Here is a 14,779-nt window from a genome sequence, read left to right as displayed (position 1 = left end):
GAGTTTCGAAATGAGTGAAGCGATCAAGCAGCCTGCCGGCCCCGAAGGCATCATCCAGATGCAGGGCGTGAACAAGTGGTACGGCCAGTTCCATGTGCTCAAGGACATCAACCTGAACGTGCGCCAGGGCGAGCGTATCGTGCTGTGCGGGCCGTCGGGCTCGGGCAAGTCGACCACCATCCGCTGCCTTAACCGGCTGGAAGAGCACCAGCAGGGGCGTATTGTCGTCGATGGCGTCGAGCTGACCAACGACCTCAAGCAGATCGAGGCGATCCGCCGCGAGGTGGGCATGGTGTTCCAGCACTTCAACCTGTTCCCGCACCTGACCATCCTCGAGAACTGCACCCTGGCGCCTATGTGGGTGCGCAAGCTGCCGCGGCGCAAGGCAGAGGAAATCGCCATGCACTTCCTCGAGCGCGTGCGCATTCCGGAGCAGGCGCACAAGTACCCCGGGCAGTTGTCCGGCGGTCAGCAGCAGCGGGTGGCGATTGCCCGGGCGCTGTGCATGAAGCCGAAGATCATGCTGTTCGACGAACCGACTTCGGCGCTGGACCCGGAGATGGTCAAGGAGGTGCTCGACACCATGGTCAGCCTGGCCGAGGATGGCATGACCATGCTCTGCGTGACCCACGAGATGGGCTTTGCCCGCACCGTGGCGAACCGGGTGATCTTCATGGACAAGGGGGAGATCGTCGAGCAGGCGGCGCCGGACGACTTCTTCGACCGGCCGCGCAGTGATCGAACCAGGCTGTTCCTCAGCCAGATCCTGCATTGATGTACCCGGGGCCGCTTCGCGGCCCTTTCGCCGGCAAGCCGGCTCCCACTCCGACCGCGCGGCCCTCAATTCAAGCGCCGTCCCTGTGGGAGCTGGCTTGCCAGCGATGAGGCCCTTGCAAACGAAACAGGGCAGTTGCTCCCACATCAATCAGGCCTATAGCAACTTTGGGAGCCGGCTTGTCGTGGCTACGTGACGCGGTAAAGGGGCCGCTGAGCGGCCCCACACCTGTAGCCTTACTTCTCTTCCTTGGCGGCCACCGGCGCTGGTGGTGGCCGCAGGCCCACCTCGGCGATCAGCTTGATCTGCTGACCATTGCGCATCACTTCGATGCTGATCTTGTCGGTCGGCTTGATCCGCGCCACCTGGTTCATCGACTTGCGCCCGTCACCGGCGGGCTCGCCGTTGATACTCATGATCACATCGCCCAGTTGTAGCCCCGCACGTGCCGCCGGCCCGTCGCGGAAAATACCGGCGACCACGATTCCCGGGCGCCCCTGCATGCCAAACGATTCGGCCAGTTCCTGGCTCAGCGGCTGCACTTCGATGCCCAGCCAGCCACGGATCACCTGGCCATGCTCGATAATCGACTTCATCACCTCCAATGCCAGCTTGACCGGGATGGCGAAGCCGATACCTTGCGAACCACCGGACTTGGAGAAGATCGCGGTATTGATGCCCACCAGGTTGCCGTTGGCATCCACCAGCGCACCGCCGGAGTTGCCCGGGTTGATCGCCGCGTCGGTCTGGATGAAGTCTTCGTAGTTGTTGAGGCCCAGCTGGTTGCGGCCGGTGGCGCTGATGATGCCCATGGTCACGGTCTGACCGACACCAAAGGGGTTGCCGATGGCCAGGGTCACGTCACCGATATGGATGCTGTCGGAGCGGCCGATGGTGATCGCCGGCAGGCTCTTGAGGTCGATCTTCAGTACTGCCAGGTCGGTTTCCGGGTCGCTGCCGATCACCCGGGCGAGGGTCTCGCGGCCATCCTTGAGGGCCACGACGATCTGGTCGGCGCCGCTGGTGACGTGGTTGTTGGTCAGCAGGTAGCCTTCCGGGCTCATGATTACCGCCGAGCCGAGGCTCGACTCCCAACGGCGCTGCTTGGGCAGGTTGTCGCCGAAGAAGCGGCGGAACTGCGGGTCCTCGAACAGCGGGTGGGCGCTCTTGTTCACCACTTTGGTGGTATAGAGATTGACCACTGCGGGCGCGGCCAGGGTCACGGCATCGGCATAGGAGACCGGCCCCTGCATGAGCTTGGTGGTTTGTGGGGCTTGTTGCAGGTTGACGTCCTGGCTGGGCAGGCCGACCCATTCGGGGAAGCGCTGGATGACCAGCATGGCGATCAGCACACCGGTGAGCAGGGGCCAGCCGAAGTAACGCAGAGCCTTGAGCATGAATCGATCCTGGGAGTGGGACGGGGGCCGTGTCTATGGGCCCGGGGCGCGAGCGGGCGCGATCATACACCTGAAGATACCGAACGGCGATGGCCGGACACCCCGAGCGCCTGCCGGCGGTTTCCCCCACGCCGGCGACGGCCCATAATGGCGGCCATTATAGGGCCTGACGCCCGTCGCAATGCCGAATTCGAGGAGATTTTTCATGGCCGTCGCCCTCAATATCCTGGTCGAGGAAGCCGAGCGCTACCTGGCCAGCGCCAGGATCCAGGATTACTGCCCCAACGGCCTGCAGGTCGAAGGCCGTCCCCAGGTCAGCCGCATCGTCAGCGGCGTGACCGCCAGCCAGGCGCTGCTGGACGCCGCGGTCGAGGCCGAGGCCGACCTGGTGCTGGTGCACCATGGCTATTTCTGGAAGGGCGAAAACCCCTGCATCACCGGTATCAAGCAGCGACGCTTGAAGACCCTGCTCAAGCACGACATCAGCCTGCTGGCCTTCCACCTGCCGCTGGACGTGCACCCGGAGGTGGGCAACAACGTGCAGCTGGCGCGCCAGCTGGACATCACCGTCGAAGGCCCGTTGGACCCCGACAATCCCAAGGTGGTCGGCCTGGTCGGTTCGCTGGCCGAGCCGGTATCGGCGCGGGATTTCGCCCGCCGCGTGCAGGAGGCACTGGGGCGTGAGCCGCTGCTCATCGAGGGTGAGCAGACGATCCGCCGGGTCGGCTGGTGCACCGGGGGCGGGCAGGGCTACATCGACACCGCCATCGCCGCCGGAGTCGACCTGTTCCTCAGTGGCGAGGCGTCGGAGCAGACCTTCCACAGTGCCCGCGAGAACGGCATCAGCTTCATCGCCGCCGGTCACCACGCAACAGAGCGCTACGGCGTGCAGGCGCTGGGCGATTACCTGGCGCGTCGCTTTGCCCTGGAGCACCTGTTCATCGATTGCCCGAATCCGATCTGACGGCCTCATCGCGGGCTTGCCCCGCGACGCTTTTTTGCCCAAACCCCCAGTCATATCATTAGACCTTTTCGATCTAGCCACCCGCCTAAATAGAATCAGGTGCTGTGATAAAGTGGCTCGCTCGAACACGGCCCGCAGGCCGTCCATAAGATCGTTTTTCGTGAGTAGCCATGGTCGACAATCTGACGCACTTGAAACAGCTGGAGGCGGAGAGCATCCACATCATCCGCGAGGTGGCCGCCGAGTTCGACAACCCGGTGATGCTGTATTCGATCGGCAAGGATTCCGCGGTCATGCTGCACCTGGCGCGCAAGGCGTTCTTCCCGGGCAAGCTGCCGTTCCCGGTGATGCACGTCGATACCCAGTGGAAGTTCCAGGAGATGTACCGTTTCCGCGACAAGATGGTCGAAGAGATGGGCCTGGAGCTGATCACCCACGTCAACCCCGAGGGTGTGGCGCAGGGCATCAACCCGTTCACCCATGGCAGCTCCAAGCATACCGACATCATGAAGACCCAGGGCCTGAAGCAGGCGCTGGACAAGCATGGCTTCGATGCCGCCTTCGGTGGCGCGCGCCGCGACGAAGAGAAGTCCCGCGCCAAGGAGCGCGTCTACTCGTTCCGTGACAGCAAGCACCGCTGGGACCCGAAGAACCAGCGCCCGGAGCTGTGGAACATCTACAACGGCAAGGTCAACAAGGGCGAGTCGATCCGCGTGTTCCCGCTGTCGAACTGGACCGAGCTGGACATCTGGCAGTACATCTACCTCGAAGGCATCCCGATCGTGCCGCTGTACTTCGCCGCCGAGCGTGAAGTAATCGAGAAGAACGGCACCCTGATCATGATCGACGACGAGCGCATCCTCGAGCACCTGAGCGACGAGGAGAAGGCGCGCATCGTCAAGAAGAAAGTGCGTTTCCGTACCCTGGGCTGCTACCCGCTGACGGGGGCGGTCGAGTCCGAAGCCGAGACCCTGACGGACATCATCCAGGAAATGCTCCTGACCCGGACGTCCGAACGCCAGGGCCGTGTCATCGACCACGATGGCGCCGGCTCCATGGAAGACAAAAAACGCCAAGGCTACTTCTAATTTCAGGGTTCCAGCATGTCGCACCAATCTGATCTGATCAGCGAGGACATCCTCGCCTACCTGGCCCAGCACGAGCGCAAAGAGCTGTTGCGCTTCCTCACCTGCGGCAACGTGGACGACGGCAAGAGCACCCTGATCGGGCGCCTGCTGCACGATTCGAAGATGATCTACGAGGACCACCTCGAGGCCATCACCCGTGACTCGAAGAAGTCCGGCACCACCGGCGAGGAAGTCGACCTGGCACTGCTGGTCGACGGCTTGCAGGCCGAGCGCGAGCAGGGCATCACCATCGATGTCGCCTACCGCTACTTCTCCACCGCCAAGCGCAAGTTCATCATCGCCGACACTCCGGGCCACGAGCAGTACACCCGCAACATGGCCACCGGTGCCTCGACCTGCGACCTGGCGATCATTCTGGTCGACGCCCGCTACGGCGTGCAGACCCAGACCCGCCGGCACAGCTACATCGCATCGCTGCTGGGCATCAAGCACATCGTCGTCGCGGTCAACAAGATGGACCTCAAGGGCTTCGACGAGCAGGTCTTCGAGTCGATCAAGGCCGACTACCTGAAGTTCGCCGAGGGCATCGACCTCAAGCCGAGCAGCCTGCACTTCGTGCCAATGTCGGCGCTCAAGGGCGACAACGTGGTCAACCGCAGCGAGCGTTCGCCGTGGTACACGGGCCCGGCGTTGATGGAGATCCTCGAGACTGTCGAGATCGCCGCCGACCGCAATGTCACCGACCTGCGTTTCCCGGTGCAGTACGTCAACCGCCCGAACCTCAACTTCCGCGGTTTTGCCGGCACCATCGCCGGTGGCGTGGTGCACAAGGGCGACGAGATCGTCGTGCTGCCGTCGGGCAAGAGCAGCCGGGTCAAGTCCATCGTCACCTATGAAGGTGAACTGGAGAACGCCGGGCCTGGCCAGGCGGTGACCCTTACCATGGAAGACGAGATCGACATCTCCCGTGGCGACCTGCTGGTGCATGCCGACAATGTTCCAACGGTGGCCGACCAGTTCGACGCCATGCTGGTGTGGATGGCCGAGGAGCCAATGCTCCCGGGCAAGAAGTACGATATCAAGCGCGCTACCAGCTATGTGCCGGGTTCGATCGCCAGCATCACCCACAAGGTCGATGTGAACACCCTGGAGCAGGGCGCGGCCAGCGCGCTGCAACTCAACGAGATCGGCCGGGTCAAGGTCGCCCTGGACAGCGCCATCGCCCTGGACGGTTACGAGAGCAACCGCACCACCGGCGCATTCATCGTCATTGACCGCCTGACCAACGGCACCGTCGGTGCCGGCATGATCATTGCCCCGCCGGTTCTGCCGCACGGTGGCACTGGCCAACACGGCAAGTTGGCTCATGTGTCCACCGAAGAGCGCGCCCTGCGTTTCGGCCAGCAACCGGCCACCGTACTGTTCAGCGGCCTGTCGGGCGCCGGCAAGAGCACCCTGGCCTACGCCGTGGAGCGCAAGCTGTTCGACATGGGCCGTGCAGTCTACGTGCTCGACGGCCAGAACCTGCGTCACGACCTGAACAAGGGCCTGCCGCAGGACCGCGCCGGGCGCACCGAGAACTGGCGCCGCGCCGCCCATGTGGCGCGCCAGTTCAACGAAGCCGGTCTGCTGACACTGGCCGCGTTCGTCGCGCCGGACGCCGAAGGCCGCGAGCAGGCGAGGGCGCTGATCGGCAAGGAGCGCCTGGTGACCGTGTACGTCCAGGCTTCGCCGCTGGTGTGCCGCGAGCGTGACCCGCAGGGCCTGTATGCCGCCGGTGGCGACAACATCCCGGGCGAGAGCTTCCCGTTCGATGTGCCGCTGGATGCGGACCTGGTGATCGACACCCAGTCGGTCAGCGTCGATGAAGGCGTGAAGCTGGTGCTGGATGTGCTGCGTCAGCGTGGGGCGATCTGATTGATGGCCTGATGTGAAAAACCCCGCTTCGGCGGGTTTTTTCATTTAGGGCTGCTTTGCAGCCCATCGCTGGCAAGCCAGCTCCCACAGGATGGCGCAGGGTTTCAGGTCAGCGCGGTCGGTGTGGGAGCCGGCTTGTCGTGGCGACGAACCGCGGCGATGGGCCGCAGGGCGGCCCTAGATATGCGTTTCGGAAACGGGAATCACCCGTCGCTCTTTCACCGCCTTGTACGAAAAGCTCGAATAGATCTCCTTCACCCCCGGCAACCGCTGCAGCACCTCGCGGGTGAATTCGCCAAACGATTCCAGGTCCCGCGCCAGGATCTCCAGCAAAAAATCATAGCGTCCGGAGATATTGTGGCAGGCGACGATCTCGGGGATCTCCATCAGCCGTTTCTCGAACGCCTGGGCCATTTCCTTGGTGTGCGAGTCCATCATGATGCTGACGAACGCGGTCACCCCGAAGCCCAGCGACTTGGGCGAAAGAATGGCCTGGTAGCCGGTGATGTAGCCGTTGTCCTCGAGCAACTTGACCCGCCGCCAGCAGGGCGAGGTGGTCAGGGCGACCTGGTCGGCGAGTTCGGAAACGGTCAGGCGGGCGTTGTCCTGCAGGGCAGCGAGCAGGGCGCGGTCGGTACGGTCGAGCGCTGAAGGCATATCTTGCCCTCCATCTTCAATTTTTGTTGTTTTTCTTTCAAAACATGCCCGATTGCGTGGGCAAGTTTGGAAAAAGCGCGGCAGCTTGGTGGCATAAGCTTATAACAAACCACAAGAGACTGTTGCCATGCGCGACTCCAACAACAACACCGGTTTCTCCACGCGGGCCATCCACCATGGCTATGATCCGCTGTCCCACGGCGGCGCCCTGGTACCGCCGGTCTACCAGACCGCCACCTATGCGTTTCCCACTGTCGAGTACGGCGCCGCCTGCTTTGCCGGCGAAGAGCCGGGGCATTTCTACAGCCGCATTTCCAACCCGACCCTGGGCCTGCTGGAACAGCGCATGGCCTCCCTGGAAGGGGGCGAGGCCGGGCTGGCGCTTGCCTCCGGCATGGGCGCCATCACCGCCACGCTATGGACCCTGCTACGCCCGGGTGACGAGCTGATTGTCGGCAGCACCCTGTACGGCTGCACCTTCGCCTATTTGCACCACGGCATCGGCGAATTCGGCGTGAAGATCCGCCATGTCGACCTCAACGACATTCCGGCACTGAAGGCCGCGATCACCGCGAAGACGCGGATGATCTACTTCGAGACGCCGGCCAACCCCAATATGCAACTGGTGGATATCGCCGCGGTGGTCGAGGCTGCACAGGGCCATGACCTGAGCATCGTGGTCGACAACACCTACTGCACGCCCTACCTGCAGCGCCCGCTGGAACTGGGCGTCGACCTGGTGGTGCACTCGGCCACCAAATACCTGTCCGGGCATGGTGATATCACCGCCGGCCTGGTGGTGGGGCGCAAGGCGCTGATCGACCGCATCCGCCTGGAAGGGCTCAAGGACATGACCGGCGCCGTGCTCTCGCCCCACGATGCCTCGCTGTTGATGCGCGGCATCAAGACCCTGGCCCTGCGCATGGACCGTCACTGCGCCAATGCCCAGCAGGTGGCCGAGTTCCTGGCGCAGCAGCCGCAGGTCGAGTTGCTGCATTACCCAGGCTTGCCATCCTTCCCGCAGTACGCGCTGGCCCAGCGGCAGATGCGCCTGCCGGGCGGGATGATTGCCTTCGAGCTGAAGGGCGGGATCGAAGCCGGGCGCCGTTTCATGAACGCCCTGCAGCTGTTCAGCCGCGCGGTGAGCCTGGGCGATGCCGAGTCGTTGGCCCAGCACCCGGCGAGCATGACCCATTCCAGCTATACCCAACAGCAGCGTGCCGAGCATGGCATCTCGGAAGGGCTGGTGCGCTTGTCGGTGGGGCTGGAAGACATCGATGACCTGCTTGCCGACATTGCCCAGGCCCTGAAGGCCTGTGCCTGAACCGCCACGGACGAGGCCTGCGCGATGGTAGCGATGATGAACCCGAACGAGCCGTTGACGGCCCTTGATGCCGCCCTGGACAGCGACCCAGCGGAAACCGCCGAGTGGTGCGAGGCGCTGGCCTCGACCCTGGCCCACTGCGGCCCGACGCGGGCCCGCTACCTGCTGCAGCGCCTGCAGGCCCATGCCCTCGAGCTGGGCCTGGAGCGCGAGGCCCAGGCCTTCTCGGCCTACCGCAACACCGTGCCGGTGGAACAGCAGGGTGCTTATCCCGGCGATCTCGAGCTGGACGAGCGTATTACCGGCATCCTGCGCTGGAACGCCCTGGCCATGGTGGTACGGGCCAATCATGCCTATGGCGAGCTGGGCGGGCATATCGCCAGCTACGCCTCGGCGGCGGAAATCTTCGAGGTCGGCTTCCAGTATTTCTTTCGCGGCGAGGGCGGTGGCGTGCAACGCAGCGGCGACCTGGTGTTCTTCCAGCCGCACTCGGCGCCGGGTGTCTATGCCCGCGCATTTCTTGAAGGGCGCCTGAGCGAGGAACAGCTGGCCAACTACCGCCAGGAGGTCGCCGGCAACGGGTTGTGCTCCTATCCGCACCCTTGGCTGATGCCGCACTTCTGGCAGTTCCCCACCGGTTCGATGGGCATTGGCCCGCTCAGTGCGATCTATCAGGCGCGCTTCATGCGTTACCTGCAACATCGCGGGTTGCTCGACACCTCTGGCCGGCATGTCTGGGGTGTGTTCGGCGATGGCGAGATGGACGAGCCGGAGTCGACTGCCGGCCTGACCCTGGCTGCCCGTGAAGGCCTGGACAACCTGACCTTCATCGTCAACTGCAACCTGCAGCGCCTGGACGGCCCGGTACGCGGCAATGGCCAGATCATCCAGGAACTCGAAGCGTTGTTCAGCGGCGCCGGCTGGAACGTGATCAAGGTGCTGTGGGGCTCGGAGTGGGACGCACTGTTCGCCCGCGATCATGAACATGCGCTGCTGCGTCAGTTGGCGGCGACACCCGACGGGCAGTTCCAGACCCTCGGTGCCAAGGACGGCAGCTACAACCTCGAACACTTCTTCAAGCAGAACCCGGCTTTGCAGCGCCTGGTGGCGCATATGAGCGCCGAAGAGATCAACGCCCTCAAGCGCGGTGGTCATGATTTTCGCAAGCTGCATGCCGCCTATGCCGCCGCCAGGACGTGCAAGGGCCGGCCGACGGTGATCCTGGCCAAGACCAAGAAAGGCTATGGCATGAGCAGTGCCGGCGAGTCGCGGATGACCGCGCACCAGGCCAAGAAACTCGATGTGCAGGCGCTGCTGGCCTTCCGCGATCGTTTCCATTTGCCGTTGTCGGATGAGGCGGTGGAGCAACTGCGTTTCTATCGCCCGGCCGAGGACAGTCCAGAGATGGTCTATCTGCGCCAGCGCCGCCAGGCACTGGGTGGGCCGTTGCCGCTGCGCCGCAACGACTGCGCCACCTTGCCCGTGCCGGAACTGGAGGCGTTCGGCGGTTTCGCCCTGCACGCCGAGGGCAAGGAGATGTCCACCACCATGGCCGCCGTGCGCTTGCTGGGCAACTGGCTGAAGGCGCCTGGGTTGGGGCCGCGGGTGGTGCCGATCGTCGCCGACGAGGCGCGCACCTTCGGCATGGCCAGCCTGTTCCGCCAGATCGGCATCTATTCGCCCCACGGGCAACGCTACGAACCGGAGGACGCGGGCTCGCTGCTGGTCTACAAGGAGGCGCGGGATGGCCAACTGCTGGAGGAGGGCATCACCGAGGCCGGGGCGATCTCCTCATGGGTCGCGGCAGCCACCGCCTACGCGGTGCATGGCGAGCCGATGCTGCCGGTGTACATCTATTACTCGATGTTCGGCTTCCAGCGGGTCGGCGACCTGATCTGGGCCGCCGCCGACCAGCGCGCCCGAGGCCTGTTGCTGGGTGCTACCGCGGGGCGCACCACGCTGGGTGGCGAGGGGCTTCAGCACCAGGACGGATCGAGCCTGGTCATGGCCGCGACGGTGCCCAACTGCCGGGCCTGGGACCCATGCTTTGCCGGCGAGCTGGCGGTGATCCTCGACCATGCCGCGCGACGCATGCTGGTGGAGCAGCAGGACGAGTTCCACTATGTGGCGGTGATGAATGAAAACTACCCGCAACCGTCGTTGCCCGAAGACATGCACGACGATGTACTGCGGGGCATGTACCGGTTTGCCCGGCATTCCTCGGCCGCTCCCCGTGGCCAGGTGCGCTTGTTGGGTTCGGGCACCATCCTGCGCGAGGTGATCGCTGCCGGTGAGTTGCTGGCCAATGACTGGCAGGTCGACAGCGAGGTGTTCAGCGTCACCAGCTTCAGCGAACTGGCGCGTGGGGCCAGGGATGCGCAACGCCTGGCAATAGCCGGGGAGCAGGTGAATTGCCATGTGCGTCGTTGCCTGCCCGGCGACGCCCCGGTGATCGCGGCCAGCGACTATGTGCGTGCCTGGCCGCAGTTGATCGCCGAGTATGTGCAGGCGCCCTATACCACCCTGGGCACCGATGGTTTCGGGCGCAGCGATACCCGCCAGCAGTTGCGACGGTTTTTCGAGGTGGACCGGTATGCCGTAGTGCTGGCAGCGTTGTACGGGCTGGTATGTCAGGGCGTGATGCCGGCGGATGTGCTGGCGCAGGCGCGGGCGCTTTATGGCATCGGCGAGGAGGGGGCGGCCTGGTATCGCTGACGAGGTCTGGGCCGGCTTAATCGCGGGGCAAGCCCGCTCCCACGCAGATCCCGTTTGCGACTTCCCACAAAAAAGGCCTCTTGCGAGGCCTTTTTCATGTCATCGATTCAGCGCTTGAGCCCGTAGCTCTCATCGAGCATGCCCGGCGAGTTCGGCGACTTCGGTGCGTAGTCGCGTGGTACTTCGGCGGTATCCTTCGGCGGCGTCAGGCGATCACGCGGGCCTTGCGCGGCTTCGGAGTGCAGCGCGGCCAGCAGGCGTTGGCGGGTCAGCTCGTCCAGGGCCAGGCGGTTGGCGCCCTCGGCCAGGTGATCCTGCACGTCCTGGTAGCTCTGGGTCAGTTTCTTGACCAGCGATGCGGTGCTGTTGAAGTGGGTCACCACTTCGTTCTGGTAATTGTCGAAGCGCTGCTGGATGTCATCCAGCTGGCGTTGGGTATTGCTCGGTGCCGCGTTGGGCAGCAGGCGGGCCAGCGCGAAACCGACGACGACACCGACAACCAGGGCCAGGGTCGGCAGCAACCAAACAAGGAGCGAGTGTTCCACGAGTCCTTCCTCTATAAACGGCTTTGCTTTACGTTAACGGCTCAGACCTGCGCTGTATACCGCGAGCGATCGCAAATCAGAACAGAATTCCTTTGCTAGACGAGTCGACCCTTCACGAGGTCACGGAGTAGTACCTTGCTTATCCGCGAAACCCCCTTGTTCATCGATGGCCCGATCGGCCAGCTTGAGGCGTTGTACCTGGACGTGGCCGATGCCCGTGGCGCGGTGCTGATCTGCCACCCCAACCCGGTCCAGGGCGGCACCATGCTCAACAAGGTGGTCTCGACCCTGCAGCGTACCGCCCGTGATGCCGGTTACGTCACCCTGCGCTTCAACTACCGCGGCGTTGGCCAGAGCGCCGGCAGCCACGACATGGGCGCTGGCGAGGTGGCGGATGCCGAGGCTGCCGCAGCCTGGCTGCGCCAGCAGCATCCTGAGCTGCCCTTGGTGCTGATGGGCTTCTCCTTCGGCGGCTTCGTTGCCGCCAGCCTGGCCGGTCGCCTGGAGGCGGCGGGTGTCGAGCTGCAACAGCTGTTCATGATCGCCCCGGCGGTGATGCGCCTGAACGCGCAGTTCCCGCTGCCCAAGCGCGTTGCGCTGACCGTCGTGCAGCCGGACACCGACGAGGTGGTCGATCCGCAACTGGTCTACGATTGGTCCGCCGCCCTGTCGCGCCCCCACGAGCTGCTGAAAGTGGCAGAATGCGGACACTTTTTCCATGGCAAGCTGACCGATCTGAAGGATCTGCTGCTGCCGCGCCTTTCGAACTGAGCCAAGCCTGAAATAAGCGAACCCCCATGACCACGCGCATCCTCACCGGTATCACCACCACCGGCACCCCGCACCTGGGCAACTACGCCGGCGCCATCCGCCCGGCCATTCTCGCCAGCCAGCAGCCCGGTGCCGACTCGTTCTACTTCCTGGCCGACTACCATGCCCTGATCAAGTGCGACGACCCGCAGCGCATCCAGCGTTCGCGCCTGGAGATCGCCGCCACCTGGCTGGCCGGTGGCCTGGACCCGGCCAAGGTGACCTTCTATCGCCAGTCGGACATCCCCGAGATCCCGGAGCTGACCTGGTTGCTGACCTGTGTCGCCGCCAAGGGCCTGCTCAACCGTGCCCACGCCTACAAGGCGTCGGTGGACAAGAACGTCGAGGCCGGCGAAGACCCGGACGCCGGCGTGACCATGGGCCTGTTCAGCTACCCGGTGCTGATGGCCGCCGACATCCTGATGTTCAATGCCAACAAGGTGCCGGTCGGTCGCGACCAGATCCAGCACGTGGAAATGGCCCGCGACATCGGCCAGCGCTTCAACCACCTGTTCGGCCAGGGCAAGGACTTCTTTGCCCTGCCCGAGGCGGTGATCGAGGAGAGCGTGGCCACGCTCCCGGGCCTGGACGGTCGCAAGATGTCCAAGAGCTACGACAACACCATCCCGCTGTTCACCAGCGCCAAGGACATGAAGGATGCGATCTCGCGCATCGTCACCGACTCCAAGGCCCCCGGCGAGGCCAAGGATCCGGACAATTCGCACCTGTTCACCCTGTTCCAGGCCTTCTCCACGCCGGCCCAATGCGCCGAGTTCCGCGAAGAGCTGCTGCAGGGCCTGGGCTGGGGCGATGCCAAGCAGCGCCTGTTCCAGCTGCTCGATGGTCAGTTGGCCGAAAAGCGCGAGCACTATCACCAGCTGATCTCGCGCCCGTCGGACCTTGAGGACATCCTCCTGGCCGGCGCCGCCAAGGCCCGCAAGATCGCCACGCCGTTCCTCGAGCAACTGCGCGAGGCTGTTGGCCTGCGTTCGTTCCGCACCACCGTGCAGGCCAGCACCGAGGTGAAGAAGAAGGCCGCCAAAAGCGCCCGCTTCGTCAGCTTCCGTGACGAGGATGGCAGCTTCCGCTTCCGCCTGCTGGCCGCCGATGGCGAGCAATTGCTGCTGTCGCGCAGCTTCGCCGATGGCAAGAGCGCGGGGGCGGTGAGCAAGCAGCTACAGCAGGGCGGCGATGCCGACGTGCGTGTCGAGGGCCTGGGCTTCTCGCTCTGGCTGAACGGTGAGCAAGTTGCCGACGGGCCGCAGTTTGAGGCCGCCGAGGCCCGTGACGCGGCCATCACCAGCCTGCGCGAGGCCCTGGCGCCACAGGCGGACTGAGTCACTTTGACGCAAGTCTGATTGCCATTAAGCGGGCCGGTCGCTACAGTGACGGCCCGTTTTTTGTTGCCTCGCTAACGAAATCATGACGCCCCTAGAACGATACCAAGCCGATCTGAAACGCCCCGACTTCTTCCATGACGCGGCGCAGGAAACTGCGGTGCGTCACCTGCAGCGCCTGTACGACGACCTGGTGCAGGCGCAGAACAACAAGCCGGGGGTGTTCGGCAAGCTGTTCGGCAAGAAGGAGCAGACGCCGGTCAAGGGCCTGTACTTCTGGGGCGGCGTGGGCCGGGGCAAGACCTACCTGGTCGACACCTTTTATGAAGCGCTGCCGTTCAAGCAGAAGATGCGCACGCACTTCCACCGCTTCATGAAGCGCGTCCACGAGGAGATGAAGACCCTAAAGGGTGAGAAGAACCCGCTGACCAGCATCGCCAAGCGCTTCAGCGACGAGGCCAAGGTGATCTGCTTCGACGAGTTCTTCGTCTCCGATATCACCGATGCCATGATCCTCGGCACCCTGATGGAAGAGCTGTTCAAGAACGGCGTGTCGCTGGTGGCCACTTCCAACATCGTTCCGGACGGCCTGTACAAGGACGGCCTGCAGCGCGCGCGCTTCCTGCCGGCGATCGCCATGATCAAGCAGTACACCGATGTGGTGAACGTCGACAGCGGCGTGGACTATCGCCTGCGTCACCTGGAGCAGGCCGAGCTGTTCCACTTCCCGCTCGACGCTGCGGCGCATGAAAGCCTGCGCGCCAGCTTCAAGGCGTTGACCCCAGAGTGCACCCAGGCCGTCGAGAACGACGTGCTGATGATCGAGAACCGCGAGATCCATGCCTTGCGCACCTGCGACGACGTCGCCTGGTTCGATTTCCGTGCCCTGTGCGACGGGCCGCGCAGCCAGAACGACTACATCGAACTGGGCAAGATCTTCCATGCCGTGCTGCTGAGCAATGTCGAGCAGATGGGTGTGACCACCGATGACATCGCCCGGCGCTTCATCAACATGGTCGACGAGTTCTACGACCGCAACGTGAAGCTGATCATCTCGGCCGAGGTAGAGCTCAAGGACCTGTATACCGGCGGGCGCCTGAGTTTCGAGTTCCAGCGTACGCTCAGCCGTCTGCTGGAGATGCAGTCCCACGAGTTCCTGTCGCGGGCGCACAAGCCTTAAGGGCTGATGAAACGGGGCCGCTTCGCGCCCCATCGCCGGCAAGCCGGCTCCCACAAGATCAGTACGTAAC

The 14,779-nt window shown here is 64.2% G+C and carries 12 protein-coding genes; 9 read left to right on the top strand and 3 right to left on the bottom strand.

The annotated features are described in order from the left end of the window. Nucleotides 1–10: 10 nt before the first annotated feature. On the top strand, nucleotides 11–775 hold the full coding sequence (locus LOY42_RS21890; RefSeq protein ID WP_023629378.1) for an amino acid ABC transporter ATP-binding protein: 765 nt from the start codon (nucleotides 11–13) through the stop codon (nucleotides 773–775). Nucleotides 776–1,011: 236 nt separating this feature from the next. Here LOY42_RS21890 and algW read toward each other — a convergent pair whose 3' ends face one another. After that, a complete protein-coding gene (algW, locus tag LOY42_RS21885) occupies nucleotides 1,012–2,172 on the bottom strand; it encodes a Do family serine endopeptidase AlgW (protein ID WP_102685198.1) in 1,161 nt (386 codons plus the stop codon). Between the two features lie 205 nt (nucleotides 2,173–2,377). Here algW and LOY42_RS21880 point away from each other — a divergent pair, with 205 nt between their 5' ends. From LOY42_RS21880 to cysN, 3 genes are all read left to right on the top strand, one after another. Continuing rightward, a complete protein-coding gene (locus LOY42_RS21880; protein ID WP_139668769.1) occupies nucleotides 2,378–3,136 on the top strand; it encodes a Nif3-like dinuclear metal center hexameric protein in 759 nt (252 codons plus the stop codon). 170 nt (nucleotides 3,137–3,306) lie between these two features. Beyond that, nucleotides 3,307–4,224 carry a sulfate adenylyltransferase subunit CysD gene (gene cysD, locus LOY42_RS21875; RefSeq protein ID WP_011535568.1) on the top strand — a complete coding sequence of 306 codons (918 nt, stop codon included), beginning with the start codon at nucleotides 3,307–3,309 and terminating at the stop codon, nucleotides 4,222–4,224. 15 nt (nucleotides 4,225–4,239) lie between these two features. Beyond that, nucleotides 4,240–6,141 (top strand): sulfate adenylyltransferase subunit CysN, encoded by a 1,902-nt coding sequence (cysN, locus tag LOY42_RS21870; RefSeq protein ID WP_110700502.1) that lies wholly within the window; start codon nucleotides 4,240–4,242, stop codon nucleotides 6,139–6,141. A gap of 177 nt (nucleotides 6,142–6,318) precedes the next feature. Here the strand turns inward: cysN and LOY42_RS21865 are convergent, their stop codons facing one another. Continuing rightward, nucleotides 6,319–6,798, bottom strand: coding sequence for an Lrp/AsnC family transcriptional regulator (locus LOY42_RS21865; RefSeq protein ID WP_139668772.1), 480 nt, complete (start codon nucleotides 6,796–6,798; stop codon nucleotides 6,319–6,321). Between the two features lie 127 nt (nucleotides 6,799–6,925). Here LOY42_RS21865 and LOY42_RS21860 point away from each other — a divergent pair, with 127 nt between their 5' ends. Then, the gene (locus LOY42_RS21860) at nucleotides 6,926–8,122 is read left to right on the top strand and encodes a methionine gamma-lyase (protein ID WP_258599223.1); all 1,197 of its coding nucleotides are present in this window, start codon (nucleotides 6,926–6,928) and stop codon (nucleotides 8,120–8,122) included. Nucleotides 8,123–8,146: 24 nt separating this feature from the next. After that, entirely contained in the window at nucleotides 8,147–10,837 is a 2,691-nt protein-coding gene (gene mdeB / locus LOY42_RS21855; RefSeq protein ID WP_258599221.1) for an alpha-ketoglutarate dehydrogenase, read from the top strand. 107 nt (nucleotides 10,838–10,944) lie between these two features. Here mdeB and LOY42_RS21850 read toward each other — a convergent pair whose 3' ends face one another. After that, nucleotides 10,945–11,382 (bottom strand): YhcB family protein, encoded by a 438-nt coding sequence (locus tag LOY42_RS21850; RefSeq protein ID WP_102685203.1) that lies wholly within the window; start codon nucleotides 11,380–11,382, stop codon nucleotides 10,945–10,947. Nucleotides 11,383–11,517: 135 nt separating this feature from the next. On the opposite strand from LOY42_RS21850, the gene LOY42_RS21845 reads away from it, so the two are divergent. The 3 genes from LOY42_RS21845 (at nucleotide 11,518) to zapE (ending at nucleotide 14,709) form a co-directional block, all read left to right on the top strand. Then, entirely contained in the window at nucleotides 11,518–12,153 is a 636-nt protein-coding gene (locus LOY42_RS21845) for an alpha/beta hydrolase (protein ID WP_198754370.1), read from the top strand. A gap of 26 nt (nucleotides 12,154–12,179) precedes the next feature. Continuing rightward, a complete protein-coding gene (locus tag LOY42_RS21840; protein WP_110700475.1) occupies nucleotides 12,180–13,529 on the top strand; it encodes a tryptophan--tRNA ligase in 1,350 nt (449 codons plus the stop codon). Between the two features lie 85 nt (nucleotides 13,530–13,614). Then, nucleotides 13,615–14,709: a cell division protein ZapE gene (gene zapE / locus LOY42_RS21835; protein ID WP_258599217.1), complete on the top strand. Its 1,095-nt coding sequence runs from the start codon at nucleotides 13,615–13,617 to the stop codon at nucleotides 14,707–14,709. Nucleotides 14,710–14,779 lie beyond the last annotated feature (70 nt).

It is taken from the genome of Pseudomonas sp. B21-023 (assembly GCF_024749165.1).
Taxonomy (GTDB): Bacteria; Pseudomonadota; Gammaproteobacteria; order Pseudomonadales; family Pseudomonadaceae; genus Aquipseudomonas.
Note: the sequence above shows the minus strand (reverse complement) of the source record. Positions and strands in the feature narration are given on the sequence as shown.